The organism is Archangium gephyra, from assembly GCF_049060025.1.
In the GTDB taxonomy this organism is placed as follows: domain Bacteria; phylum Myxococcota; class Myxococcia; order Myxococcales; family Myxococcaceae; genus Archangium; species Archangium gephyra_A.
This window is the reverse complement of the sequence record NZ_JBMEQQ010000002.1, coordinates 1309070-1335376: the sequence shown is the minus strand read 5'-3', so window position 1 is coordinate 1335376 and position 26307 is coordinate 1309070. Positions and strand designations below refer to the sequence as shown.

Here is a 26307-nt window from a genome sequence, read left to right as displayed (position 1 = left end):
ACGCCGCGCCAGTGAAATACCGGAGGTAGGGCCCAGACGCCGAACCTCCAGCGTCAGCCACCCTACCAGCCCGGGCTGACACGGCCACCCGACCTCTCCCCTCGGGTCCGAGGGGCGTCAGTCCTGGTGCAGATCCCGATCCTGGGCGCGCACCCGCTCGAGCACCCGCAGATCCCTCTCCGTGGGCCCCAGCTCCATGATGAGCCGGCTCACGTCGTAGAGGACCTCGCCCCGCTCGAACACCGGCACCCGCGGCTCGGCGTCCAGATTCAAGTCGTCCAGGGCCCGGTTGTACGCCTTGTCCATCAGGCTCCGGAGCTGGAACGAGTCATAGAGGTTGTACTCGACCAGGAAGCGCAGGGCCTCCACGTCTCCGCGCGCCAGGTACGCGCGCCACAGCAGCACCGCGTCCCACCCGTTCACGCCCTTCATGTGCGGCGGCCGCCCCAGCCCCAGCTTGTCCTCGATCTCCTTCAGCCCGCCACCCATCCCCAGCCGCCGGCACACGAAGCGCAAATCAATGTGCGCGTCCGGCGTCGGGAAGCGCTTGCCGAAGTACTCGCGCAGCACCGGCACGTCGAAGCACGAGCCGTTGAACGTCACCCACAGCCGCCGCTCCGCCATGGCCTCCGGCAGCTCGTCCATGTTGCGGCCCTGGATGAAGACGCGCAGGCCCGCGTCATCGAACAGCGCGACCACCGTGGGCGCCTGCTCCTGCTTTCCGTCCGTCTCGATGTCGAAGTAGACCGCGTCGCGCGCGAACTCGGGGTACAGCCGCCAGTGCTCCCGCGGCGGCACCATGGCGGCCAGGCCCTTCAGGTCGCGCCGCTCCAGGGCCTCTCGCGCCAGCGCCAGCCTCCGGCGGGCTCCCTCGTCCAACTTCTGGCCGAGCACCGATCCGTTCCCCGGAAAGTCGTCCCAGGTGTGGATGCCCCGGGCCCACAAGTCCTTCTCCTTCCAGGGACCCACCCCCGGAATGAGCTGGAACGTGCGTTTCAGCATCAGCCCAGCGGTCCCAGCCTGCCCGCTACCAGGTCCTCCAGGGGCGGAATGTCCGCCTCGCAGAACGGCAGCGCCTGCATCTGTGCCGGCGTCAGGAAGGCCAGGGCGTTGGCTCCCAACGTCTTCGGCTCCCCCGACGTCAGCCGGGCCGCGTACAGCACCAGCTCCACCGTCAGGTCCGAATACTCGTGTCTCCCCGCCCATAGCCGCCTCCCCACTTGGAGCTGCACATCCAGCTCCTCCCGGCACTCCCGAGCCAGCGCCTCCGGCTCGGACTCTCCGGGCTCCACCTTGCCGCCCGGAAACTCCCAGAGGAGCCCCCGGCTCCCGCCCGGCAGCCGCTGCTGCACCAGGAACCGCGACTCATCCCCAGGCTGGGGAATCAGGGCGGCCACCACACGGACCGTCCTCTTCGCGGCCCCCTGCGTCAACCGCTCCTCCCATCCAACCGGAGGGAGTACAGGTAGCCGTTGTTGGACAGCACGTACAGCTTGCCGCCCACCACTCGCGGAGGCGCCGAGATTCCCTCTCCCGGGTTCCACGCCAGGCGCGACTCGCCCGTGCGCGGGTCCACGAAGAGCAACGAGCGCTGTGCAGGTACCAGGAGCATCCCCTTGACCAACACCGGCTCCAGCCCGGCCCGTTCCTGGAGGGTTTGCGACCAGAGGAGCTTTCCGCTGTCGCCCAGGTAGGCATCCAGGCGGTCATCCCCCACGGCCACCAGCACGTTGCCGTGCATCAGCAGCGAGGTGATGCCCTGGGACACCGAGTTCCACACCACGTCGCCCGTCTCGGCGTCGAGTGAGTACAGGCCGCCCGCGTACGAGGCCGCGTACACATGGCCGGCCTCGTCCAGCACCGGCGTGGTGTCCACGTCCACGAACTGCGTGACCCCGGCCGGCGCCAGCGCCTTCTCCCAGCGCACGCCACCGTCCGCCAGGTCCAGCGACACCAGCGTGCCGTCGGAGAAGCCCACCCAGGCCGTCTGCCCACGCACCACCGGCGTGGACGCCCGGTGGATGGTGAAGCCCGCGGGAGGATCCCTCCGGTACAGCCACGCCAGCTCGCCCGTGGCCCGCTTCACCGCGAACAGGGTGTCGCTCTGCGAGGCCACCAGCACCAGGTCGCCCGCGACCACCGGCGCCGTCGCCAGCGGCTCGCCCGCGCCGTACTTCCACTTGAGCGTGCCCGTCTTCGCGTCCAGCGCGTGCAGCACGCCGTCGGTGCCCGGCACGTAGGCGATGCCGTCGTCCACCGTCGCACCCGCGTAGAAGCGGTTGCCCACCGTGTAACGCCAGACCTCCGTCCCCTCCGGGTCGAAGCTCCGGACCAGGCCATCCCGGGTGAGCGTGAGGACGCGCTCGTTCTTCGCGTCATACGCCGGCTGCGCGTGCTCACGCGGGGCGTACTCGAGCAGCGTGGGGCTGACGAGTTGCCTCCACCAGTCCACAGTGAAGAAGTGGCGGGGAGGCTGCACCGGTGCGGTGGTGACGGGGTTGCCGTACACCGGGACCGTGGTGCAGCCACCGAGCAGACCCGCCGCCGCGAGCCCACCCACCCAACGCTTCCACCCGCTCGCGGTGCGCATAATCAGGCGATCACCCCGCGTCCGGCGTCAGGGTGGCCGCGGGCACCGTCTTCGGCTCGGGGATCTTCACGCCCTGAGCCCCCAGCACCGCCAGCCGCTCGGTGGCCAGCCGCCCCGCGGCCGCGTTCGCCTGGGAGGCCTTCAGGTCCGCCAGAAGCTGCGCCGCCTCGTCCTTCTTGCCCTGGGCCACGAGGATGCGCGCCTGGTGGTACTGCCCCATGCCCACCATGAACTCGCCGGCCTCGGCCTGCCCCATCTGCTTGAAGGCCTCGAGCGCCTGGTCGAGCTGCCCCTTGGCCTCGTGCGCATAGCCCAGGCCCTCGTAGGCCGAGGTCAGCAGCGGAGAGCCCTTCGGGGCCTCCTTCGTGTACTCCCCGAAGGTGGCCACGGCCTCGTCGTGCCTGCCCAGACGGTACTGCGCCTTGCCCAGCGGCAGCGCCGCCGTCAGCGCGGCGTCCGTGCCCTTGTGCTCCGCCCGGAACTTCGTGAGTTCCGTCACGGTCGTCTCGTCCCGCTCCTGCTCGGACTTGAAGGGAGGCAGCTCCCCCGCGGCCGGCTGCAGCGCCACGCCCTCCACCACCGGACGCTCCAGCGTCTCCAGCGTCTGGCCGAGCTGCTTGGCCGCGGCCTCCTCGCTGCGGTTGGAGAAGTACTGCACCAGCGCGGCGATCATACCGCCCACGACGAGCACGGCCGCCACGGTGCTGATGATCTGGCTGCGCTTCATCAGCCAGTCACTCGCCTCGGCGCCGTACAGCTGGAAGGCATCGGGAGCGCTGAGCTCCTGCTTCGTCATCTTCTCGGACTTCTCAGCCACGGTGGGTCGCACCTCTGTACAGGGTCGAAGGGCGCGCAATCTACGGAGCGCGCACCCGCAGTGTCAACGCGGACAGCCCTCAATGCTTCGACTTCCCGGCCAACTTGGGACGCTTGCGCGCCGCGCGCTTGGCCTGGCCCGGGCGATCCCGGAACAGCAACCGGATGGGAACCCGGAGATCAAACGTCCCGCGGAGCTGGTTGGTGATGTACCGCTTGTACATGTCCGGTACACCGTCCGGACGGTTGCAGGTGATGGCGAACGTGGGAGGAGCCGTCCCCACCTGGGCCATGTAGTACAACCGGAGCGGCCCGCGTCCCACGATGGGCGCCGGGTGGTTGTCCGACATGTGCTCCAGCAGCCGGTTGAGCTGCGGCGTGGGCGCCCGGTAGCGGAACTGGACCGCCAGCTCCACCGCCAGCTCCAGCACCTTCTCCACCTTGGAGCCCGTCAGCGCCGAGGTGAACACGATGGGCGCATAATGCACGAACTTCAGCGCGTGCTTGAGATCCTCGCGGAAGAGCTTCCTGCTTGCGCTTGTCCGTGCTGATCAGATCCCACTTGTTCACCACGATGACCAGCGCGCGGCCCTTCTCCTCGGCGATGCCGGCCAGCTTCGCGTCCTGATCCACCGCCGGCTCCGTGGCGTCCATCAACAACACCGCCACGTCGCTGCGCTCCAGGGACTTCAGCGCCGCCACCACCGAGAACTTCTCCACCCGGTGCGCGATCGTCTTCTTGCGCCGGATGCCCGCGGTGTCCGTGAGGATGACCTTGCGGTCCTTGTACGTCAGCTCCGAGTCGATCGGATCCCGCGTGGTGCCCGGCACCTCGCTGGCCACCACCCGCTTCTCCTTCAGCAGCGCGTTGACCAGGGTGCTCTTGCCCACGTTGGGCCGGCCGATGATGGCCACCCGGATGGGACGCTCCTCGGTCCCCTCCTCGGTGGGCGCCTCCTCACCTTCCGCGCCCTCCTCCCCTGCCTCCGCGGCTTCCTCGGCCCTGGCGGCCTGCTCGCGGGCCTCGAGTTCCTCCGGTGACGGCGGGGGCAGCTTGCCCATCACCGTCTCCATCATGGAGCCCACACCCAGGCCGTGCTCGGCCGAGATGGGGAACACCTCCCCCAGTCCCAGCTTGAAGAACTCGCCGGCCAGCGACTGCATGGTGCCCGATTCGGTGTCCAGCTTGTTGGCGGCCACCACCACCGGCTTGCCACTCTGGCGCAGGTAGGTGGCCACATCCTGGTCCGCCGAGGTCAGGCCCACCCGGGCGTCCGTCACGAAGATGATGGCATCACACTCCTCCACCGCCAGCTGCGCCTGCTCGCGCACCTGCTGCAGCAGGGAGTCCTTCTCCCCGGGCACGAATCCGCCCGTGTCGATGATGGTGATGTCCCGGCCGTCGTGCTCCACGTCCCAGTAATGCCGGTCGCGGGTGACTCCGGGTTGGTCCTCCACCAGGGCGATGCGACGCCTGGCGAGGCGATTGAAGAGCGTGGACTTGCCCACGTTGGGGCGACCCACGATAGCGACCAGAGGCTTCATGCGCGTACTTCCTACTCGTAACCCAGCTTCTTGAGGCCGTCGGGACGCTCGCTCCAGCGAGGCTCCACCCGGACCCGTAGCGAGAGGTACACGTGCGCCCCCAGCAACCGCTGGATGGCCTTGCGCGCGTCCGTCCCGATCGTCTTCAGCATCTGCCCCTGCTTCCCGATGATGATGGCCTTCTGGCTGTCACGCTCCACGTAGATGGAGGCGGCAATCCGGATGAGGCCCGCCAGCTTGCCGGGGGGCGTTCCTGGCGGTGGCTCGCGCTCGGACTCGTCGAAGAAGTCCACCAGCACCGCCGTGGAGTACGGAATCTCCTGCCGGCAGTGACGCAGCACCTGCTCACGGATGTACTCGGCCACCAGCGTCTTCTCCGCCTGGTCCGTCAGCACATCCTCGGGAAAGAGTGGATCGCCCTCGGGCATGTGCTGGAGCACCGCCTGGAAGAGGTTTTCCACACCGTCGTCATCCTTCGCGGAGATGGGCACCACCTCGGCGAAGGGGAACTCCTTTCGGTACAGTTCGATGAGCGGCAGCAGCACCGGCTTGAGCACGGTGTCGATCTTGTTGATGACCAGGAAGGTGGGCTTGCCCGCCTTCTGCAGCCGCTCGAGGATGAACCGGTTGCCCGGGCTCACCTCGGGTTTCTCCGCGATTCCCCCGGGCTCGACGACGAAGAGGACCAGGTCCACGTCGTCCACGGCCTGCAGGGCCACGTCCACCATGAAACGGTTGAGCTCGCCCTTGGCCTGATGGATGCCGGGCGTGTCGAGAAAGGCCACCTGCCCCTCCGGCCGCGTCACCACCCCCAGAATCCGATTCCGGGTGGTCTGCGGCTTGGGAGAAACGATGGCGAGCTTCTCGCCTGTCAGTTGATTGAGCAGCGTGCTCTTGCCCACGTTCGGACGGCCAATGAGCGCGGCGAACCCGCTGCGGTGTGTCTGAGGAGGCATCTAAAGCTTCGAAGGTCGAAGGTGATCAGGGAACCCCCTCTGGAGGGGGCACCCCAAGAACTACTCGGAACGACATGGAACATCTGACCCGCCGTGAAATGAACCAACCCGGCGGGCAACCGCCTCCAGGGCGGCTGGGGCGCCTAGGCGGGCGCGGAGGTGGTGATGGTCAGCCTGGTGATGCGCACGTCCGTCCGCGGCCGATCGTTCGGGCCCTTGGGAATCTCGTTGGCGACGCGGTCGGCCACGTCCTGGCCCTTCACGACCTCGCCGAAGATGGTGTGCTTGTTGTTCAGCCACGTGGTCGGCGCCACCGTGATGAAGAACTGGCTGCCACCGGTGTTCGGGCGGCCCGTGTTGGCCATGGCCAGCTTGCCCTTCTTGTCGAAGAGGTGGCCGTTGTTGAACTCGTCCTTGATGTTGTAGCCCGGCCCGCCCACGCCCTGGCCGAGCGGATCCCCACCCTGGACCATGAAGTTGGGGATGCAGCGGTGGAAGATCGTCCCGTCGAAGTAGGGCTTGCCCGTCATGCGCTCACGCGTCCCCGGGTGCACCCACTCCTTCTCGCCCGTCGCCAGCCCCACGAAGTTCTCCACCGTCTCCGGCGCGGCCTTCGAGAAGAGCTTCACGACAATCTGACCCTCGGTGGTGTCGAAGGTGGCGTAGAGATCATTGCCCGCACGCACCTCATCCAGCATTCCCATGGCTGCCTCCCAGATTGAAACCCACTAGCGGATGGGCGCGGGACCTTATGCTCCGCCCCCTGGGCGGCCAAGCAGTTTCAGGCCGGGGTGTCGTCCTTCGGACCCGGAACGGGTGCCGGCGCCTGCTCGGAAGCCCCCGGAGTCCCTGGATTCGCCGTCCCGGCGGCCCCCTGCCCCGGCTTCTCCCCCCGGTCCAACAGCACCAGGGCCCCGTGGGCGGCCGTCTGCTCGGCGTCCTTCTTGCTGCGGCCCGTGGCGCGCGCGTACACGTCCGAGCCCAGCATCACCTCCACCTCGAAGATCTTCTCGTGGTCCGGGCCCACCTCGGAGACGATCTGGTAGCGGGGCGTCAGCTTGAGCCGATCCTGCGCCGCCTCCTGCAGCTTCGTCTTGTAGTCCTGGCGGCTGAGCGCCTGCGCCACCCCCTCCAGCGCCTCCGCGAAGTGCCGGTCCACCAGCCCCATCACCGGCTCCAGCCCCGAGCCCAGGTACACGGCGGCGAATACCGCCTCCAGCGCGTTGGCCAGCAGCGAGCTCTTCTCCCGGCCGCCGCTCAGCTCCTCGCCCCGCCCCAACTGCAGCAGCTCGCCCAGCCCCAGCCGCCGGGCGATGCGCGAGAGGCCCTCCTCGTTGACGATGCGGGCGCGCAGCGGCGTGAGCTCCCCCTCCTTCATCTGGGGGAAACGCTCCATCAGCCGGTGGCCCACCGCCAGGTTGAGCACCGCGTCCCCGAGGAACTCCAGCCGCTCGTTGTCCTGGAAGCCCTCGCCCCGGTGCTCGTTGATCCAACTCTTGTGTGTCAGCGCGGTGAGCCCCAGCTCGGGACGGGAAAACGCCGTCCCCAGCCGATCCTCCAGGGCCTTCACTCGCTCAGCGGGTTGCAGGGTCGCCACGTCCTCATCCAGTTCGAAACCTTCCGCTGCGAAACGGTAGGGTCTCCCCTCCCCTTCGAGCAGCACCCACGGCAACAGGACAAGGGGGCGCCTTCCTGGCCCACCCCTCGTCCCGTCTCCCACCGGCCGGGCCGGGTTCCTACGCCTTCTTGAAGACCTCGCGGGCGATGATGGAGCGCTGGATCTCGCTCGTGCCCTCGCCGATCTCACACAGCTTGGCATCGCGCAGGTAGCGCTCCACGGGGAACTCGCGGGTGTAGCCGTAGCCGCCGTGGATCTGCACCGCCTTGTTGCAGGCCCGCGTGGCCACCTCGGAGGCGAACAGCTTGGCCATGGAGGCCTCCTGGCTGTACGGCTGGCCCGCATCGGCCAGGTACGCCGCCCGGTGCACCAGCAGCCTCGCCGCGTCCGTCTCCGTCTTCATGTCCGCGAACATCCAGCGCAGTCCCTGGAACTCGGAGATGGGCTGGCCAAACGCCGTGCGCTCCCGGGCGTAACGCACCGACTCCTCCAGCGCGCCCCGGGCCAGGCCCACCGCCAACGCGCCGATGGTGATGCGGCCCTTGTCGAGGATCTTCATCGTGTCGATGAAGCCGTGGTCCACCTCGCCCAGCCGATGCGAGTCCGGAACCTCCACGTTCTCCAGCACCAGCTCCGCCGTGTCCGAGGAGCGCATGCCCAGCTTGCCGTGGATGGGGCGCTGGCTGAAGCCCGGCATCCCCTTCTCGAGGATGAAGGCGGTGATGCCCTTCTGCTTCTTCGCCGGCGTGGTGACGGCCAGCACCACGAAGACACTGCCCACCGTGCCCTGGGTGATGAACATCTTGGAGCCGTTGAGCACCCAGTTGTCACCCTTGCGCACGGCCGTGGTCTTCATGCCCGCGGAGTCCGAGCCGCTTCCCGGCTCCGTCAGGCCCCAGGCGCCGAGGTACTCGCCGGAGGCCAGCTTGGGCAGGTACTTGCGCCGCTGCGCCTCGTTGCCGAACACGCGCAGGTGGCTGGTACCCAGTCCGTTGTGCGAGGCCACCGTGAGGGCCAGCGAGCCGTCGTAGCGGGCGATCTCCTCGACCGCCACCGCCACCGCGAGCGAGTCCATGGCGGCGCCGCCGTACTCCTCGGTCACCAGCATGCCCAACACGCCCAGCTCGCCCAGCTCCTTCACCACCTCCATCGGGAACTTCTCGTCCTTGTCCCACTCGCGCGCGTAGGGCTTGACCCTGCGCTCGCAGAAGTCACGAAGGGAGGACTGGAGGGCTCGATGGCTTTCGGGAAGTTCGAAGTCCATGTCGGGATGTATAGCAGAGGGTGGAGGGGGGACCGTCAAACCGGGTAGACGCCGTGCTTCTTCGTGTCCCGGGGCTGGAAGCGCCGGGAATACAACTCATAACGCTGGAGCAACTCGTTGCGCAGCCGGTCCCCGGGGACGATCTCGTCCACCACCAGCTCGCTCGCCAGCTTGTAGATGTCCACATCCTGACGGTAATCGTCCCGGAGCTGCTGGACGTAGGCGGCCCGCTCGGCCTCGGGCTTCTCCTGGATCTTGTTGAAGTAGACGGCGTTCACCGCCGCCTCGGGGCCCATCACGGCGATCATCGCCTGGGGCAGCGCCAGGGTGGCGTCCGGTGCGAAGCCCGGCCCGCTCATGGCGTACAGGCCCGCGCCGTACGCCTTGCGCACCACCACGCAGATCCTCGGCACGCTGGCCTCGGACACCGCGGAGATCATCTTCGCGCCCGCCCGGATGATGCCCGCGCGCTCCACCTTCGTGCCGATCATGAAGCCCGGCACGTCCGCCAGGTACAGCAGCGGAATGTTGAAGGCGTCGCACAGCCAGATGAAGCGCGCCGCCTTGTCCGCCGAGTCCACGAAGAGCACGCCGCCCTTGTACTTGGGCTGGTTGGCCACGATTCCCACCGGCCGGCCGTCGATGCGCGCCAGGCCGGTGATCAGCTCCTGGGCGAAGAGCTTCTTCACCTCGAACCAGCTCCCCTCGTCGATCAGCTCGGCGATGAGCGCGTGCATGTCGAAGGGCTTGTTCTGGTCCGCGGGGATGATCTCATCCACCCGCTTGCCACTGGCCTTGGGCGCCTTGGGCTCGGCCCGGGGCGGGGCCTGGGTGAAGTTCTCCGGGAAGTAGGAGATGTACTTCTTGGCCGCTTCAATCGCCTCCTGCTCCGTCTTCACCAGCACGTCGCCCACGCCGGACACCGAGCAGTGCATCTTCGCGCCGCCCATCTCCTCGAGCGTCACCTTCTCGCCAATGACCATCTCGGCCATGCGCGGGCTGCCCAGGTACATGGAGGCGTTGCCGTCCACCATGATGACGATGTCGCAGAAGGCCGGGATGTACGCGCCGCCCGCCGCCGAGGGCCCGAAGAGCAGGCACACCTGCGGCACCTCGCCGGACATGTGCACCTCGTTGTAGAAGATGCGGCCCGCGCCCCGCCGGCCCGGGAACATCTCCACCTGGTCGGTGATGCGCGCTCCCGCCGAGTCCACCAGGTACAGCAGCGGGCACTTCAGCCCCTTGGCCGTCTCCTGGATGCGGAGGATCTTCTCCACCGTCCGCGCCCCCCAGCTCCCCGCCTTCACCGTGGAGTCGTTGGCCATGATCGCCACCGGGCGCCCCGCCACCTTCCCCACCCCGATGATCACGCCGTCCGAGGGCAGCTCCGCGTCCAGGTTGTTGGCGAGCTTGGCGTCCTCGACGAACGTGCCCTCGTCCACCAGCAGCCGGATGCGCTCACGGGCGAACAGCTTCCCCGTCTCCCGGTTCTTCGCGTGGTACTTCTCGGCTCCGCCCTTCTCGACCTGGGCGATCTTCTCGAGCAGTTTCTGATCGAATGACATGGCGCCGGGGGGCATAGCAGAAAGGTGCTCGCCTGGCTGCCCTCTCCGTTCACTCCCCAGCTTGGGCACGGCGCGTCATGGCCCCACTCTGACCGCCAGCCGACGCCTACCCCCTCCCTGGCCGCCAGGACGTTGCCCAGGGGGTTCCCCCCTCGCTCGCCCTCCCTACTTTCACGGCTCGCAGGGGTGGGTGCCGTGGGGGTGACCACCTCTCGGATTGGCTGTGGCCAAGGAGGAGGACGGAATGTTGTTCGCGAAGAAGGCCAAGTGGGCGGTGAAGAGCGATATCTACCGGAAGCTGATCGCCCGGAAGGTCATGAACGACCTGCCCAAGTTCGCCAAGAACCAGTGGGATGACTTCGACGCCGATGACGTGCTGCGCTACGTGGGTCTCACCACCTACAAGCCCGCCCGCAGCTCGTTCGCCGGTATCGGTGCGTTCGTCATCGGCTGCGCTGTCGGTGGCATCGCCGCGCTCATGCTCGCGCCCAAGACGGGCACCGAGCTGCGCACCGATGTGAAGGACAAGGCCATGGGCTACCTCGGCAAGCAGGGCATCAACGTGGGCCAGGAGAAGACCGCCAGCGCCTAGTGGTTGCCTGGTTGTCCAGCAGGGACAGAGGGGAGCGCGAGGTTGTGCTCCCCTGCGTGGGGATAGAGGCTCCGGAGGCGCCGCATCGTGCGCTTCCAGGGGCCTTTGTTCATTCAAGCTCCTGAAACTCCCGGGGTTTTCAGTACACGCGCAGGAGTTGGGTCCGGATGTCGAAGTGCGGCCGGCGGAAGTCCGGGACGATCACCTCGCCCCGCGTCTCCTCGAAGTTGCCCGACAGGAGCCCCAGCGGCATCAGCGCCGAGAAGTAGGCCGCGTCCTCCGCGTTGAGCTCGCCGAGCTTCGAGAACCGGAGGGTGCGCGAGAAGCTCACGTTCCCGTCGATGCTCCAGACGCTGCGCACGTTCCCCTTGGATCTCAGGGCGAAGTGCTCCGTCGCGGGCCCGAGCGCCTCCAGCGACTTGGGGACACGCTCGATGACGTACGCGTCGAAGAGGGGATTGCCGGAGCTGTCGATCAGCTTCACCCCCAGCACCTGACCCGTGCGCGACTGCTCCAGCTCGAGCGTCGCGTGCAGCGCGCCGTTGGCCTTGTTGTACGTCTCGAACATGTCCACGGCCGAGGGTCTCGAGCGGGCGCGCGCTCCCGCCGTCCCCGAGCGCGCCACGTCCTCCAGCCGATCCGTCCCCGAGGGCTCGCCCACTGCGTCCGGGCTGCCCGTAGCGCCATAGCTCCCGGCGCTCCGGGCCAGCTCGCGAAAGCCCTGGATGCGCCCCGGGGTGGCCTTGAAGAAGTGCTTGAACACGCCCTCGTACGCGAAAAGCGGCGCGCCGGTGAGCCCCTTCTCCAGCGCCTTGTCCATCTCGCCGAAGTACGTGTCGACGAGGCCATTCTGTACGCGCAGGCTCGCCATGCCGTCGTCGAGGAAGCCCTGGACGCGGCCCTGGACCCGCGCCCCCTCCTGGGCGCGGAGCTGCTCTTGGGAGGGCCCATCCCCCGGCCTCCACGTGTGTCCGGTGGGGGCTCCCGGGGTGGCTCCTATGGACGGGCCCACGGCGATGCCTCCGGGTCCCGGGAACAGCCGCACCTGGCGCGGCACATCCGGCACCTCGGGCTCCGTCACCGCGGGAGGCGTGGCGGCCGGAGGCGGCGCGGCGGCCGTGGCGCTCGGAGGCGGCGGAGCGGGAGGCGGTGCGGCGCGTGGAGGCCTCGGCGTGCCACGCGGCGCCCGGGGCGGCTCCACGGCTGGTGGCTCGGGCGGGGGCGGCTCCACGCGCGGGGGCGGCGTGCGCTCGACCACCTCGAACTGGATCGGCTCCTGACGGGCGTTCTGGAGGGAGGGAGCGCGCTTCGGCGGCGCCAGGTACAGCACGAGCCCCAGGCCCAGGTGCAGGGCCAACGAGAGGATCAGGGCCTGGAGCAGGCGGGAGCGCCGCATCGAATCCCCACGCTGGCAGAGATGCGCCCTCCACACAAAGGATGGCTGCCCCCTCCCCTCTCAGCCCAGCGTGTCGCGCAACAACCGCACGAAGTTGCCGCCGAGGATCTTCTCGATGTCGGCCGGCTTGTACCCCCGGCGCTCCAGTCCCTCGGCGAGCCGCAACAGCCGGTCCGGCCCCTTCAACTCGGCCACGTGCAGGTGCTGGGGCAGTTGCTCCGAGCCGGGCAGGCCCTTGTTGCGCTCGACGAAGCGCTTGAAGCCCTCGATGTCCCGCTGCGGATCCCTCCCGCCGGTGCGCAGCACGTTCCCATCGCTGCCGAATCCCACGTGCTCCACCCCGGCCACCTTCACCGCGTGGTCCACGTGCGCCAGCAGCTCGTCGAGCCCCACCGTGGGCTTGTCCGTCAGCCACACCGACATGTTGAAGACGCCGAACACGCCGCCCTTGTCCGCCAGGGCCTTCATCAACTCGTCCGGCTTGTTGCGCCCGCTGGCGTACACCGCGCGGCAGCCCGCGTGCGTGATGGCGCAGGGCTTCTTCGAGCGCTCGATGGCCTCGGCGGTGGTGCGATCTCCACAGTGCGACAGGTCCACGAGCATCCCCAGCTCGTTCATCCGCTCCACCACGCGCTGGCCCAGGAGGCTCAACCCCGCGTTGCCCGGCTCGCGGTAGGAGTCCCCCAGGGCGTTGCGCTCGTTGTGGGCGAGTTGCAGCACCCGCAGGCCCTGGGCGTGGAACAGCTCCAGGTTCTCCAGGTTCTGGTCGTTCACCGAGTACATGGCCGCGTCGAGGATCTGCGCGTCCTGGCAGGCCAGCACGATGCCCAGCTTGCGCTCGGCCTTGGCGCGCTGCAGGTCCGCGGCACGCAACACCGGGAGCAGCTTGCTTCCGGGCCGGCGGAACACCGGCTGCCACTCCGCGATCGTCTGGAGCGCGCTCTGGAAATTGCGCGGGTACATCTGCATGTCGACGATGGCCGCGGTCATCCCCGCCTCGATGGCCTCGTCCGGATTCAGCATGGGGCTGTCGTTGGTGAGCCCGTCGATGACCACGGCCCGCCGGTACACGTCCGCCACCTTCGCGGCCGGGGCGGCGGCCCACGCGGGTACCGCCGTGGTGGAGAGCAGCGCCGCGAGGCCCTGGAGGACACCGCGGCGGGAGGGACGGGCTGCGATGGAGGACGGAGTCATGATGGAGCGCAGCTTACTCAAGGCCGTGGACCCCGCGCCTGCTCGAACCAGCGGCGCCAGGCCGCTCCGTCATCGCCGAAGTCCTGCCCCGCCAACTGCGCGAGCACCTTGCGCGCGGGCGCGTGGTCGAGGTCCGACCGCATGCCCGCCATCTCCACCAGCACCTCGCCCGCCTTGTCGAGGATCTGCTGCCGGTGGACGGTGCCCTCGGCCTCCATGATGTGCACCAGCGTCCAGCCCGCCTTGTTGCGATCCGTCGCCAGCGGGTACCAGAGCGCCTCGAGCACCGGCTCGATCGGGACGAGGCCGGGCTTCTTCGACTTCTCCTGCGCCGACCCGAGCCGCCGCAGCGCCTCGTTGCGCACGCCCTGGTCCGGATCCCTCACCGACGGGAGCAGCGCCTCCACCAACTGCTCGGGCGAGGACAGGTACGTCAGGAGCATGAGCGCGTGCATGCGCTTGCCGCTGTCCTTGTCCTCGCGCAGCACTCGCACCAGCGCGTCGGCGTTGCGCGGCACTCCGTCGAGGAAGCGCTGCTCCAGGGGCGCGAGCTCGGGGTGATCGAAGCCTCCGTAGCACCCCATGGGCGCCCGGCAGGTGCCCATGCCCCACTCCGGCACCGCCCCCTGGTTCCGCAGCTTCCAGAACGTCTTCAGATAGTCCGACCAGGCCGCGAGCAGTCCCTCCGGATCGGCCACCTCCCCCGTGGGCTCGGGGTTGAAGGGCATGCGCCATTCGTCCCCCACGTCGACCAGGTCCACCGTCACACCCATCGTGCGATTCTGGCTCTGCCCCACCGTCATCCGGATGAACGCGAAGGCCCCGGTCTCCGTGAGCCGCTTCTTGCTCTCCACGAGGTTCGCGACGAACTCCTTCTGCTGCTGCTCATTCTTCGCGTCGAGCCGCGTGCCCGGAGCCGGCAGCGTGATGAGCGCCAGCAGCTTCTCCTTGGGCACCTTGCGCGAGCCGAAGACCTCCACCCCCTGGAACACGTAGATGGGCTCAGGCGGCTGTGGTGCCTCGGCCTTCACGGGCGGCGCGGCCTGTTGCGTGGTGGTGGTGCAGCCGGCGAGCAGGGCGAGACTGACGACGAAGCGTTTCATGGATTCCCCCCGGTGCCTGGAAGCAGGCACAGGCCGCGCGACTGTAGTGACACGCGCACCGGCTTGGCGAGGCGAAGTGCCGGACGGCCCGGCCGCGCCTCTCCCCTTCCTGGAAGTTTTCACGTGGAGTGGTGGGTGCTGACGGTGGCCTGGACCGCCGAGACGCCGGAGCAGCCGTTGCCCGCGAAGTACCTCCCCGCCTCCAAGGGTTGAGCCGCGAGGGCCGGGGCGGCCGTCAGCGCGCCGCGAGCAGCAGGAAGAGCCCGTTGAACCCCAGCCCCACCGAGGCATGGAGGGGACTGAATCGCGAGGAGCCCACGGCGAAATCCAGGTGCCCGATGGGTCCCAGGCACAGCTTCAACCCGAGCTCTCCCCCGTAGTTGAGCCCCACGCCGGGGGGAGCCGAGGGCAGTCCTCCGAGCAGCACCCGCGCATACGGCACCGCCCAGGTGGACGCGAAGTGCTGGTACCCGATGAAGCCGTTGAGTTCCGTCACCGGGGTGAAGGCGGCGTGGAACCCGAGACTCAGCCGGCGTGACAGGAAGGCCATCGGCTGCACGTTGAAGGTGATCGCCGCGCCGGGGCTCCCCCGCGAGTCCATCCGGAAGTGGTAGACGAACTCCGTGGCCGGCTTGTCGATGGCGGGCGCCTCGAAGCGCAGGCCCTCGGCGATCTTCACGTCCGAGGGCGTCCCCCGGGCCTGGTAGAGGTCCGCCAGCGCCTCGTGCGCCTCCGGCATCTCCTCCAGGTACGCCTTGCGGAGCGGGAGCTCGGCGGCCTCCAGCTCACCGCGCCGCAGGAGGAACTGGCCCTGGGTGATGCAGCTCATGACGAAGCCGCCCTGGCACGCCTGTCCGTAGGCGGCCTCGGCCCCGAGCGGCTCTCCCCTGCCGGCCAGCTCGTCCCCCCAGTCCACGCACGCGCCCGCGCTGCCCGCCTCACAGTCCTTCCGGGGATGGTACGCCACCGAGGGGGTTGCACAGGCCGCGGTGACGAGCGGCAACAGCGCGGCGAGCCAGACGGAGAGACGCATGCCGCGATGATGCCTACTTCAGCACGTAGGTCGCGAGCACCTTCTGGATCTCCAGGATGCTCGAGCCCTTCTTGAACTGCTTGAGCAGGGGCTCGGGCGAACCCGACACCCAGATCTTCAGCTCGGAGTCCGCGTCGAAGGTGCCGGCCGTCTCGACGCAGAAGCGCGTGATGGACCGGTACGGCAGGGACATGTACTCGACCTTCGAGCCGGTGAGCCCCTGCTTGTCCACGAGCAACAGCCGCTTGTCGGTGAAGAGGTAGAGGTCGCGGAAGATCTTGAAGGCGCGTTCCAACCTCTCGTTGGGCGCCAGGACCTCGGCCGCTTCCTCCTGCAGCTTGCCGATGTCCACCTCGGATGCGTTGCCCATGAGATTGTCGAAGAGGCCCATGTCATCTCCTGAAGAGGGGGTCGCGGCGCGCTATAGCACGGGTATAGTCGCCAGGACCCGACACAGGGAGAGACGATGGGCACCAGTGGCACCCTGGAGACGCTCGGCGGCACCGGTGGAGGTCTGGACGCCTTCCTGAGGGGCCTCCTGGTGTTGTTCGTGCTCTCGCTGGCCACCGAGCGCCTCTCGGCGGTGCTCAAGCACCGCAACTGGCAACCCTTCCGGCCCCGATGGCACTTCGGAAAGGACGCGGAGCGCGAGGGCAACCTCCAGGTCGACCTGCGCACCGGCGAGACCTATGTCGATTCGAAGAATCCGGTGCCGATCTCACTCGGTAGCAACGAGGTGGATCGGCTGACCCGGGCCGCCAACGCCGAGAACTCGCTGTTCATCGGGCTCGTGCTCGCGCTCGTGTCGGGAGCCAATGCCTTCCTGGGCACGTGCGGCTGGCCCGATCTCACCGAGGGCGGCACCCCCATCCGCTCCACCCTCTCCTTCGTGGGGCAGGTCCTCCTCACTGGCGCGGCCTCGGCCATCGGCTCGTCCTTCTGGTACGAGCTGCTGAGCGTGCTGACCGAGGCCCGGCGCGTCCGTTCCGCCCTGGCGCAGCAGAAGCAGGCGGACGGGCCGCACACGCCCCCTCGGCCAGGGACTCCGCTGACGCCCGCCACGTCCCTGACCGACACCACGCCCCTCCCCTTCTCCGCCGCCACCGCCTTCCGGGCGCGGCCCTCCCCGGTGCCACTCGAACAGCTCCGCCAGGCCGCACTGCGGATGCTGCCCGAGCTTCCAGCGGCTCGAAGGGGTGAAGCAGGTCCGGTTGGTGGACGCGCCCCGGCGCTGGGCGTCCCACCCCTGCCTGGAGTTCCGCGTGGAGCTGGAGCCGGGCGCTCCGTCCCTGCCGGGGGAGATCCAGGTCAACGTCGGAGGCGTCGAGCACTCCATCCCGGTGACGAGATGATCGGCGGCTGGTCGGCGGCCCAACTGGGCCTCTTCTTCCAGAACCAGCCACTCGAGGGGAGCTTCACCCCGGTGGCGGCGGTCGAGGCCTCCGCCTGGAACCGCTCCCAGGCGGCCAGCGGCCTGCTGGTGCACCCGCGGCTGGTGCTCACGGTGGCGCACGCCGTGCTGTTCCGCGCCGGAGCCCGGCTCTTCGCCGCGGCCCAGGTGAAGGTGGAGCTGGGAAACGTCCGGGCCTGGGCCGATGCCGTGGTCATCCCCTCGCGCTTCCTCGAGCACTCGGGCTTCCTGGGCACCACGGATTTAGCCGTGCTGCGCATGCCCATGGAGGTGAGTGGCCCGCTCCAGCCGCCCCTGCTCGCCGACTCGGCGAAGGACGGGGAGGCCATGCTGTGCGGGTGGACGCTGGTGCGGCCGCGCGCCCAGGTGTCCATCCCCGTCACCGTCACCACCGGCGAGGATGGCAACCTGCGCTACCCCGCCGCCAACCTCCCGGCCTTCAGCGGAGGCCCGCTGTTGCGCAGCACCGGCCCGGGCCAGCCGGACGAGGTCATCGGCCTGCACCGGGCCTTCCATGCCGACACCCAACAGGGTGAGGCCATTCCCTTCTCCAGCGATGACGTGGTCGAGGCCATGCGTGTGCTGGGTTTCGACGTCTAGAAAGGACGCTGTATGCATCCGCGTGCACCGGTGGGTGTCCTCCTGGCCCTGCTCCTGCTGTCCACCCCCGCGCTCTCGCAGCCCAAGGCGGTTCCCCAGGTGGCCGGTCCCCTTCCCGGCGCTCCATTGGCCGGGGGCACCGTGCCCCTGTCCACCGCCGGGCTGGAGCCCGCCCCCGGCCCCACCGTTCCCCTTCCCCCCCGGGACGCGCCGAGTGCCTTCGCCCTGTGGTGGGGGGAGATCCGGAGCAACCTCCCCGGCCGCATCCGCACGGCCTGCACCCCCCCCCAGTCCGTCGCCGAGCTCGCGGCCTGGTGCCAGCGCTACCACGGCCCCACCGCGACGGAGTTCGACGTGGCCGGGCTCTTCGACTCGGACGCGCTGGTGCTGGCCGCCTACTTCAGTGAGCGCGCGCCGCTCCTCCAGGCGCTCGACGGGCTGGACTCGGCGCTCGAGGCCGTGCGGCGTTCGAAGACCGTTCCCCGCGAGCAACAGGAGGCGGCGCTCTCCACCTCGGAGATGCTGGATGCCGCCAGGGGCCAGGTCTCGTTGAACTCGGGCGTGGAGACCGCCACCAGCCTGCCGGGCCTGCTGCCGGGGATCGATCTGAACGCGTTCCTGGATCAGGTCTTCACGGGGCTGGCGGGGGCGCTCCAGGAGCGCGCCGAGGCCGAGGCCGTGCTGTACGTCCTCGTCGAGTTCGACGAGCGCATCTGCAAGCAGGAGGTGAAGGACCAGTGGGGCCAGCGGCAGGGCCACATCCGGGACTGGCTTCCCGCCACCTGCACCGCGGCGCACAACAACGCGTTCGCCTCCACGCTCGGCGCGGGGGGAACGGCCTCGCTCGCGCTGCTGCGCAAGACGGTGGAGGAGGATCTCCGCGCCATCCCCTCGCACCTGGTCTTCGAGGTGGTGTCCCAGGCGCACGGGCGCCGGTACGAGCGGGCCGCGCCTCCCGTCCGGGACATGATCGACTCGATGGTGAGCGGCGTGCACCCGGTGCGCGCGCTGGACACCCTGTCGCGCCGGCTCGAGAACCTCCCCCTGGAGCCCGGCTCGCCCGCGGACGTCTCGAAGCTCTACACGCAACTGGCGTGCGTGAGTGGAATGCCCGCCTCCTTCACGCGCTACACCGCGCTGGTGGAGGACGCCAACCGGGGCCTCGTTCCCCAGATGGACGCGAACGCCCGGGGGCTCGCCGTGCTGCTGCTCTCGCTCCAGAAGGAGAGCTGCGGCTGGGTGTACGCGCCCGCCGGGAAGCAATCGCGGTTGAAGATCTGGGCCGCGCTCGCCCCTCCCCTCTCCGAGTCCGCCGAGGGGGTCTTCAACGTGTCGGCGGATCTGCGGCGGCTGGTGGGGCGGGCTCAGCGGCCCGAAGCGATGGCGCGCGACGGGAGCCCCGAGCGGCTCGCCGAGGCCACCCGGCTGCTGGCCCAGGAGGGCGTGTCCGCGCTCGATGCCGCGGATGTGGCGCTGGACGGGCTGCTGCGCCTCAACAAGCTGATGGGGGCGTGGCTGGAGTCCTCCGGCGCCGGGACGCTGGAACAGGTGGCGGAGAACCAGAAGGCCCTGCTCGAGGCCCGGGGCTTCCTCGGCGCGTCCCGGGACGTGCTGCGCATGGTGGTGGCGGCGATCGCCAGGGACCTCTCCACCGTGTACCAACTGCTGCTCGAGCACCAGGCCGTCTCCAGCAGGACGGAGCGGTACAGTGGAGAGACGGCCCGGCGGTGCGTCCAGGAGCAGGCGTGGAATGCCCCCTCGGCGGCGGCTCCGGAGGCACGGACGTCCGAGTGGCGGTGCGAGCGCGGGCCCTGCATCTGCCTGCCGGAGGGCTTCGCCCGGTATGGCGGCCTGCTGGTGTCACTCGCCGACGCGAAGGACGCGCAGGAGGTGAAGGCCGTGGTGCTCGCCTCGGCCTCGCCGGTGGGGAGCTGGCGGTGGCGGAGCGATCCGGACGTGCACCGCTTCGTCTCGCTGGGCGGCCTGGTGGGGTTTGGCGGCAGCTACTCGCTCGGCGGCCCCCGTGCGGACCGCGTCACGCCCCGGCTGCTGGTGCCCGTCGGCGTCGACTACCAGCTCGGCCGCGCCGGGCTCACCTGGAGCGCGTTCTTCCAGGTCATCGATCTGGCGGGCTACACCCAGTTCGCCGGCGTGGAGGAGCGCAAGGCGCCTCGCGTGATGGAGGCCGTCAGCCCCGGCCTGTGGCTCAAGGGGATGATTCCCAGGACGCCCCTCTCGCTCTCGGTGGGCGCGGCGTATGACCTCGACGCGGGTGGTGTGACACCGGCTCCCGCCTGGCGCTTCAGCGCGGGCCTCTCGATCGATACGCCCCTGTTCCTCCTCTACCGGAACTGAGGCCCATTTCACCCGGGCAGTATTTCACAATTCTCATATTGCCCGGGTATTATGCCTTGCGACTGGATTCTACCCGGCAGATATTCTCGGCCATGGATTTCATCCTGTGGGATTTGTTTCTACCCGGGTGGTTTTGGGTCCACGGAAAGGAGCCGGGCATGGGCGAGGAAAAGCAGAGGAATTACACGGGCTTCGCGGGCCACCGCCTGCTCGCGTCGGGGGAGCTGACGGAGGTCGCCCTGAAGGCCAAGAAGTGGCTGGACCGGGGAGACAGCGCGTCGATCCTGATCTTCGAGGACGAGACGGGCAATCTGGTCGACCTGGACTTCCGGGGGACGCTGTACGAGTTCCTCGACAAGCTGGAGAAGAAGCGGACCCGGCGAGCCGAGGCCGAGCCAGCCACGGAGGAGCCCAAGCGGTCCGGACCGGGCCGGCCGAAGCTGGGAGTCGTCTCCCGGGAAGTGTCGCTCCTGCCCCGCCACTGGGACTGGCTCAACTCGCAGCCGGGAGGGGCCTCGGTGACGTTGCGCAAGCTCGTCGAGGAAGCGAAGCGCGACAGCGCGGGCGCGGATCGGGCCCGGCGGTCCCAGGAAGCGGCCTACAAGTTCATGTCCGCCATGGCGGGAGACTTCCCCGGCTTCGAGGAGGCCTCGCGCGCCTTCTTCGCCCAGGAGCCCGAGCGCTTCGACCAGCTCATCCAGCCCTGGCCGGAGGATGTCCGCGAGCACGTCCGGCGGCTGGTGGCGATCGCCTTCCGGGATCAGGCGAGTGTTCTCCGTGAAGAGTCCTGACGGACCCGGGTGACTTTGGCCAGCGGGACCCTGTTCCTCCTATGCTCCCCTGGGTCGTGGAAAGACCCTGAAGGGGGACGCGATGGATGACCAGCCCAGGAACGCGGTCCAGGAGGCGGAGCGGGTCCAACGTGGCATCCATGGCATCGCGGGGATGGGGGCGGCCACCGTCGACCTCGCGTTGATCATCGCGTTCTGGGGCCAGTGGCGCGTGGTCCTCGTCATCGCGGGGGTGGGCGTGGTGCTCGCCCTGGGCAACGGCGTGGTCCTCGAATGGCTCGTCAGCAAGACCAGCCGCGCCCGGGTGGAGGCGATGCGGATGGTGCTCAACGTGGCGGGCATCACCCTCGCTGGCATCTCCACCCAGTGGCCGGTGCTGATCTGGGTCTTCGTGCCCTACAACATGCTCTGGTACTTCGGGCTCGACCCGTGGGTCCGTCCGCGCATGGCCATCTACCTGGTGGCGATCAACGGGGTGGCCTTGTCCACCGGCGCCGAGCCCCTCACCGCCCTGGCCTTCAGCCTGATCGGCATCTTCGGATACCTGGTGTCCGAGAAGCGGGGCTCGCTGCTGATGCAGAAGCACGCGGAACTGGAGAAGGCCCACCAGGAGCTGCAGCAGTTGCACCAGCGGGCGATCGAGCAGGAGCGGCTCTCCAGCCTGGGGCTGATGGCGGCGAGCGTGGCGCATGAGATCAACAACCCGATGAGCTACGTGACGAGCAACGTCGACTCGCTGCTCCACGACATGCGGGACGAGCCGGACCTGTCCGGGACCCTGAAGGAGTACGTGGACGACGTGCTCCCGGCGACGCTGGATGGCATCAAACGGGTGAACTCCATCGTCTCGGACCTGCGCCGCTTCTCGCGCGGGGATTACGAGGGCTACACCTCCTACGATTTCAACGCCGAGGTGCGGACGGCGCTGCGCATCGCGCGCATCCAGCTCGGCCACGTGCGGGTGGAGGAGTCGCTCAACGAGGTGGGGACGGTGGTGGGCCGGCCGCGCCAGCTCGTGCAGGTGCTGGTGAACCTGCTGGTCAACGCGGGGCAGGCCACCCCCTCGGGCGGAGTGGTGAGCCTGTCCACGAGCCGCCAGGGCAATCAGGTGCGCGTGGAGGTGCGCGACACCGGCTCGGGCATGTCCGAGGAGACGAAGAGCCACCTCTTCGAGCCGTTCTTCACCACCAAGCCCTCCGGGCTGGGCACGGGGCTGGGGCTCTCCGTGGTGTACGGCATCATCAAGGCGCATGGCGGCCGCATCGAGGTGGAGAGCGAGCTGGGCAAGGGCACGTGCTTCACCATCGTGCTGCCGAACGTGCCTCCCCTGCCCGCGGAGAAGACCTCGGACGCGGCCCTGCGCGCGGCGGGCCGCTGAGCCGGTGGGGCCTGTTCGCCAGGAGGCACTTGCGCGGCGGGTCCCGTCCAAGAGTAGGGGATCGCCGCCTCCCCCGGATCACGCCCGCTTCTCTTTCGAGGCACAGTGGGACACGTGTATCCGGGAGGAGGAACAGCCATGAGGAAACAGGTGCTGGCCGTCACGGTGCTGCTGGCCGCGGCGCTGGGGACGGGGTGCGTGAACCGGCGGCAGGCCGCGGGCGTGTACGTGGGCGAGCCGATGGTGGAGACCGGCGTCTTCACCCACGTGGGCAAGGAGGGAAAGGCCTGGGTGTTCAACCCCATGGCCCCCTGGGAGAAGAAGGTGCGCGTCTGGGTGACGCCCGAGACGAGCGTGGTGGAGAACGGCATCCAGACCGATCTGCACGCGGTCAAGGCCGGACGGAAGGTCCGGCTCATCTACGAGCTCCGGCGCGATGGAACCGGCGTGGCCGAGCGCATCGACATCATGAGCAAGGTGACGGGCGAGGAGCCGCCCGACACCGATACCTGAGCGCTCTCTACTTCCTCGCCGGCTTCTTGCCCTTCGGCGCGGGGGCGGGCGCCGGCTCCGGCTCGCTCGGAGCGGCCTCCCCGGCGGGCTGCTCGCCCTGCTGCACGCCGAGCAGCTCCACCTCGAACGCGAGCACCGCGCCACCGGGGATGCCCGGCGTGCCGCGATCGCCGTAGGCCAGGTCGGACGGGCACAGCAGCCGGGCCTTGCCGCCCACCTTCATCATCTGCACGCCCTCGGTCCAGCAGCGGATGACGCTGTTGAGCGGGAACCGGGCCGGCTCCCCGCGCTTGTACGAGTTGTCGAACTCCGTGCCGTCCGCCAGCGTGCCCCGGTAATGCACCTCCACGGTGTCGGTGGCCGCCGGCCGCGCACCGGTGCCCTCCGTCACCGGCGTGTAGATGAGGCCGGACTCGGTGCGCACCGCTCCCGGCTCCTTGGCCGCCTGCTCCAGGAAGCTCCTGGACTTCTCCTTCTCCTTCTCCGCGCGGGCCATGCCGCGGACGCGCGCCAGTTCCGACAGCTTCGGCCCGTAGGTCTCCATGTCCACCTCGGGCTTCTCGTCCATCACCTCCGCCCGGAGGCCCGCCTGCAACTGCGCCAGTTCCCCGGGCGACATGTCGAAGATCTGGAACTGCCGGCCCATCGTGACGCCGAGCGCGTAGAACATCTTCTCCTCCTCAGACTGGGGCGCCCCCACGGCCGCGCCGGAGCCCTGGGACGACGGGGCTTCCGCCTTGGCGGGCACCTCCGAGGGCGTCTGCCGCGCCCCCTGCTGCGACGCACAGCCCCCCAGGGTGAACATCATCACGGCCGCACCTGCCCACGACATCCGCGAGTTCATCCGTCTCCTCTTTCCCGGGCGCCACCGCACCCGAAGCGCCCCTTCTCGTAGCGCGCCCCTCCCATCCACGCCAGAACGCAACCACGGGGGCCCGAAAAACGAAGGGCCACCGGAGCTCCACCCGGGTGAGGGGGAAGCACCGATGGCCCGGTGGTTCGGACGATGGGTCCGTCAGTGACTCGTGGGCTGGAGGCTGTGGCCCGTCACCCACTCGGCGATCTGGAGCCCGGACTCCGCGCCCACCACGCCCGAGTTGCGGAAGTGCATGCCCCCGGTGATGCGGCCGAGCACCACGTCATCGACCATCTGCTGGAAGCTGTTGAAGCCGCGCTCGCGGCCCTGGGGATTGCGCACCACGAGAGGCGTGGTGAAAGGCTCGGAGCCAAAGAGCTTCGCGTACGTGTTCGCCACGGCGCTCGACTGCTGCGGGTGCCCGGCCGGGTACTCCTGGTTCGGGGGCGTGTCGAGCATCGGCGCCCAGGAGGGGTCCGCCGCCACGCCAGGGCTGCCCTCGTGAATGGCGGTGATGGGACGCCAGAAGTTGTAGGCCTGCTTGCTGTGCATGTTGATGATGATGGCATCCGCCGCGGCCATGCTGCCCAGTACGAGGACCCGGGCCGTATCCTCCAGGTCGAGCCCCTTGCGGGCCGCCATCTGCTGGCCGACGTCGATGGCGAGCAGGGGCGCCGTGATGGGCGCCCAGAACAGGCCCGACTCGGTCTGGTCCGCCGTGCGCACCGCGCTCGTCTTCGCGCCGAGGCGCTTCACCTCCTCGAGGTCACGCACGAAGAGCTCGCTCGTGATGGCGGGCGGCGGGGGGCAACGGAACTCCGCGGCACTGGGGACGGACCACGTCCGGACGGCGCTCCAGTGGGCCAGGAAGGAGTCCGGGTAGAGGCCCTGCTCCGACCAGGGCGGCACCTGCCGCCAGACGCCCTGCTCCGGCGTGGGCGCGACATAGGTGGGCGCGTCGTTGGAGCGGTCACCGGCGCGCGACTCCCACAGTTGGGAGGCCGCGGCCTCACCGACCCGGATGCCCTCGGTCTTGTGGGCACTGTCCGGGAGGGCCGCCAGCGAGGTGGTGTAACGCGCATCGAGCTCCGCCTGACGCTCGGGGTGGAGCCGCACGAGCATGTAATGGGCGGCGGCGATCGCGGCGGCCTCGGGCGAGGCGTTGGCGGAGGCGGCCACCGGCGTGCCATAGGTTGCATAGCGATGGCGGATCGAGTTGATCGCGTCATGCATGGCGACGTGGGTGAACGCCACCTGACGGGAGTGGGGCACGAAAGCCCCGACCATGGAGGGGACGAGCTCGCGCGAGGTGTTGCTCCAGTCCAGGACGGCCTGGTTGGTCTCCTTCCAGGAGATGTCCTCGGGCTCCTCGCGACAAGCGGCCAGTGCCAGCACCGCCATCAATCCCATGCTCCGCTTCCAGAAATTACGCATGCCGCAACCCCCCTACGTGGGAAAAGGCCGCGACTATACACAAGCTGACAAAAAAGACCTCTCACCGCCGGCTCGATCCCCGCGAGGTGACGCACCTCTATTGCACCCGCGACGAGCTGGCGCGGAGCTTCGGCCTCAACATCTGGCCGGGGTCCTTCTCCACCGGGACGTACTCGCTCCACGCGGTGGTGGGGGGCCGGATGGTGACGCTCCTCAAGGGCATCCCGGAGGCCGATCGTGCGCTCTGGCTGGAGCGCACCTTCGAGGAGCGGCTCGGCCTGCCCGATCTCTCCGTGGACGGAGAGCTGGCCACGCGGGGCTGAACGGCTCCCGTGAAGCCCTCGCCCGCCCGCCTGTCCACCGGCGCGGCGGATACGGCCCGATGTGGCCAGGGACAAGGGTCAGCCAAACATTGTGCGGCGCGTCTTTCGCTCCACACCAGGAGAAGGTGAATGGCTTCGTCGACACAGGAAGAGACCAGACCGTTCGCCGTCGTGACCGGGGCGTCCAGCGGCATTGGCTATGAGCTCGCCCGGCAGTTCGTCCAGAACGGTTTCGATGTGCTGATCGCCGCCGAGGACGACGGCATCACGGAGGCCGCGAAGAGGCTCTCGGACGGCGCGCTCGTCGAGTGCCTGAAGGTGGACCTCGCCACCTACCCCGGCGTCGAGCGGCTCTACGCGAGGATCCAGTCGATCGGCCGGCCCGTCGATGCGATCGCCATCAACGCGGGCGTCGGCGTCGGCGGAGAGTTCACGGAGACGAAGCTGGAGGACGAGCTCCACCTCATCCAGTTGAACGTCACCTCGGCGGTCCACCTGGCCAAGCGGGTGGCCCGGGACATGGTCAAGCGCGGCAGCGGCCGGATCCTCTTCACCTCGTCGATCGCGGCGATCATGCCCGCGCCCTTCGAGGCGGTCTACGGCGCGTCCAAGGCCTTCCTGCTGTCGTTCTCGGAGGCGCTGCGCAACGAGCTCGCCGACGCGGGAGTCAGTGTGACCGCGCTCCTGCCGGGCCCCACCGAGACCAATTTCTTCCACCGCGCGGGGATGGACGACACGCGCGTGGGCCAGCAGAAGAAGGACGATCCGGCGCAGGTCGCACGCCAGGGCTTCGAGGCGATGATGGCCGACGAGCAGAAGGTCGTCGCCGGCTCCATCAAGACCCGGCTCCAGGCCGCCGTCGCGCGAATCCTTCCGGATCCGGCGAAGGTCCAGATGCACCGGCTGATGTCCGAGCCGGGCTCGGGCTCGGACCCGGAGCCCGAGCACAAGTAGTCCCGCGTTCACCCATCCGG

Annotated in this window: 24 protein-coding genes and 1 pseudogene; 8 read left to right on the top strand and 17 right to left on the bottom strand. The window is 69.1% G+C overall.

The annotated features are described in order from the left end of the window. Window positions 1-117: 117 nt before the first annotated feature. From ACN28I_RS05980 to ACN28I_RS05935, 10 genes and pseudogenes are all read right to left on the bottom strand, one after another. Window positions 118-1002, bottom strand: a complete 885-nt coding sequence (locus ACN28I_RS05980) for a ribonuclease H-like domain-containing protein (RefSeq protein WP_420941159.1) — start codon at window positions 1000-1002, stop codon at window positions 118-120. Continuing rightward, window positions 1002-1400, bottom strand: coding sequence for a (deoxy)nucleoside triphosphate pyrophosphohydrolase (locus ACN28I_RS05975; protein WP_420941158.1), 399 nt, complete (start codon window positions 1398-1400; stop codon window positions 1002-1004). Before ACN28I_RS05975 ends, ACN28I_RS05980 begins: the two co-directional genes overlap by 1 nt. 29 nt (window positions 1401-1429) lie before the next feature. Beyond that, window positions 1430-2560: a PQQ-binding-like beta-propeller repeat protein gene (locus ACN28I_RS05970; protein ID WP_420941157.1), complete on the bottom strand. Its 1131-nt coding sequence runs from the start codon at window positions 2558-2560 to the stop codon at window positions 1430-1432. A 40-nt stretch (window positions 2561-2600) separates the two neighbouring features. Continuing rightward, window positions 2601-3407 (bottom strand): tetratricopeptide repeat protein, encoded by an 807-nt coding sequence (locus ACN28I_RS05965; RefSeq protein ID WP_420941156.1) that lies wholly within the window; start codon window positions 3405-3407, stop codon window positions 2601-2603. A gap of 79 nt (window positions 3408-3486) precedes the next feature. Then, a pseudogene (gene der / locus ACN28I_RS05960) lies at window positions 3487-4951 on the bottom strand (ribosome biogenesis GTPase Der). Between the two features lie 11 nt (window positions 4952-4962). Then, window positions 4963-5907, bottom strand: a complete 945-nt coding sequence (gene era / locus ACN28I_RS05955) for a GTPase Era (RefSeq protein WP_420941155.1) — start codon at window positions 5905-5907, stop codon at window positions 4963-4965. A 143-nt stretch (window positions 5908-6050) separates the two neighbouring features. Next, a complete protein-coding gene (locus ACN28I_RS05950; RefSeq protein WP_420941154.1) occupies window positions 6051-6611 on the bottom strand; it encodes a peptidylprolyl isomerase in 561 nt (186 codons plus the stop codon). Window positions 6612-6688: 77 nt separating this feature from the next. Continuing rightward, window positions 6689-7504, bottom strand: a complete 816-nt coding sequence (rnc, locus tag ACN28I_RS05945; protein WP_420941153.1) for a ribonuclease III — start codon at window positions 7502-7504, stop codon at window positions 6689-6691. A 139-nt stretch (window positions 7505-7643) separates the two neighbouring features. Continuing rightward, window positions 7644-8789 (bottom strand): acyl-CoA dehydrogenase family protein, encoded by a 1146-nt coding sequence (locus tag ACN28I_RS05940; protein ID WP_420941152.1) that lies wholly within the window; start codon window positions 8787-8789, stop codon window positions 7644-7646. Between the two features lie 35 nt (window positions 8790-8824). Next, window positions 8825-10354: an acyl-CoA carboxylase subunit beta gene (locus ACN28I_RS05935; protein WP_420941151.1), complete on the bottom strand. Its 1530-nt coding sequence runs from the start codon at window positions 10352-10354 to the stop codon at window positions 8825-8827. A gap of 244 nt (window positions 10355-10598) precedes the next feature. Here ACN28I_RS05935 and ACN28I_RS05930 point away from each other — a divergent pair, with 244 nt between their 5' ends. Next, complete coding sequence (locus ACN28I_RS05930; RefSeq protein WP_420941150.1) at window positions 10599-10946, top strand: YtxH domain-containing protein; 348 nt, start codon at window positions 10599-10601, stop codon at window positions 10944-10946. A gap of 139 nt (window positions 10947-11085) precedes the next feature. Here ACN28I_RS05930 and ACN28I_RS05925 read toward each other — a convergent pair whose 3' ends face one another. The 5 genes from ACN28I_RS05925 to ACN28I_RS05905 all read right to left on the bottom strand — a co-directional run bounded on the left by ACN28I_RS05925 (window position 11086) and on the right by ACN28I_RS05905 (window position 16063). Beyond that, window positions 11086-12342: a hypothetical protein gene (locus tag ACN28I_RS05925; protein ID WP_420941149.1), complete on the bottom strand. Its 1257-nt coding sequence runs from the start codon at window positions 12340-12342 to the stop codon at window positions 11086-11088. Between the two features lie 60 nt (window positions 12343-12402). Continuing rightward, window positions 12403-13536 carry a dipeptidase gene (locus ACN28I_RS05920; RefSeq protein WP_420941148.1) on the bottom strand — a complete coding sequence of 378 codons (1134 nt, stop codon included), beginning with the start codon at window positions 13534-13536 and terminating at the stop codon, window positions 12403-12405. Window positions 13537-13553: 17 nt separating this feature from the next. Next, the gene (locus ACN28I_RS05915; RefSeq protein ID WP_420941147.1) at window positions 13554-14639 is read right to left on the bottom strand and encodes a HEAT repeat domain-containing protein; all 1086 of its coding nucleotides are present in this window, start codon (window positions 14637-14639) and stop codon (window positions 13554-13556) included. 235 nt (window positions 14640-14874) lie between these two features. After that, complete coding sequence (locus ACN28I_RS05910) at window positions 14875-15672, bottom strand: hypothetical protein (RefSeq protein ID WP_420941146.1); 798 nt, start codon at window positions 15670-15672, stop codon at window positions 14875-14877. Between the two features lie 13 nt (window positions 15673-15685). Continuing rightward, the gene (locus tag ACN28I_RS05905; protein ID WP_420941145.1) at window positions 15686-16063 is read right to left on the bottom strand and encodes a PH domain-containing protein; all 378 of its coding nucleotides are present in this window, start codon (window positions 16061-16063) and stop codon (window positions 15686-15688) included. 75 nt (window positions 16064-16138) lie between these two features. Between ACN28I_RS05905 and ACN28I_RS05900 the strand changes: the two genes are divergently transcribed. The 5 genes from ACN28I_RS05900 (at window position 16139) to ACN28I_RS05880 (ending at window position 22720) form a co-directional block, all read left to right on the top strand. After that, window positions 16139-17683, top strand: coding sequence for a hypothetical protein (locus ACN28I_RS05900; protein WP_420941144.1), 1545 nt, complete (start codon window positions 16139-16141; stop codon window positions 17681-17683). Between the two features lie 12 nt (window positions 17684-17695). Continuing rightward, complete coding sequence (locus ACN28I_RS05895; RefSeq protein ID WP_420941143.1) at window positions 17696-20038, top strand: hypothetical protein; 2343 nt, start codon at window positions 17696-17698, stop codon at window positions 20036-20038. Window positions 20039-20196: 158 nt separating this feature from the next. Then, window positions 20197-20829: a DUF2239 family protein gene (locus ACN28I_RS05890; protein WP_420941142.1), complete on the top strand. Its 633-nt coding sequence runs from the start codon at window positions 20197-20199 to the stop codon at window positions 20827-20829. A gap of 82 nt (window positions 20830-20911) precedes the next feature. Then, entirely contained in the window at window positions 20912-22207 is a 1296-nt protein-coding gene (locus ACN28I_RS05885) for a sensor histidine kinase (RefSeq protein ID WP_420941141.1), read from the top strand. Window positions 22208-22345: 138 nt separating this feature from the next. Continuing rightward, the gene (locus ACN28I_RS05880) at window positions 22346-22720 is read left to right on the top strand and encodes a hypothetical protein (RefSeq protein ID WP_420941140.1); all 375 of its coding nucleotides are present in this window, start codon (window positions 22346-22348) and stop codon (window positions 22718-22720) included. A gap of 7 nt (window positions 22721-22727) precedes the next feature. Here ACN28I_RS05880 and ACN28I_RS05875 read toward each other — a convergent pair whose 3' ends face one another. Together ACN28I_RS05875 and ACN28I_RS05870 are read right to left on the bottom strand one after the other, a co-directional pair. Next, window positions 22728-23564, bottom strand: coding sequence for an FKBP-type peptidyl-prolyl cis-trans isomerase (locus ACN28I_RS05875; protein ID WP_420941139.1), 837 nt, complete (start codon window positions 23562-23564; stop codon window positions 22728-22730). Window positions 23565-23735: 171 nt separating this feature from the next. Continuing rightward, window positions 23736-25010 carry a vanadium-dependent haloperoxidase gene (locus ACN28I_RS05870; RefSeq protein WP_420941138.1) on the bottom strand — a complete coding sequence of 425 codons (1275 nt, stop codon included), beginning with the start codon at window positions 25008-25010 and terminating at the stop codon, window positions 23736-23738. An 86-nt stretch (window positions 25011-25096) separates the two neighbouring features. Here ACN28I_RS05870 and ACN28I_RS05865 point away from each other — a divergent pair, with 86 nt between their 5' ends. Both ACN28I_RS05865 and ACN28I_RS05860 read left to right on the top strand, forming a co-directional pair. Continuing rightward, window positions 25097-25333, top strand: coding sequence for a hypothetical protein (locus ACN28I_RS05865; protein ID WP_420941137.1), 237 nt, complete (start codon window positions 25097-25099; stop codon window positions 25331-25333). Between the two features lie 129 nt (window positions 25334-25462). Beyond that, window positions 25463-26287 (top strand): SDR family NAD(P)-dependent oxidoreductase, encoded by an 825-nt coding sequence (locus ACN28I_RS05860; protein ID WP_420941136.1) that lies wholly within the window; start codon window positions 25463-25465, stop codon window positions 26285-26287. The last annotated feature ends 20 nt before the right edge of the window (window positions 26288-26307 follow it).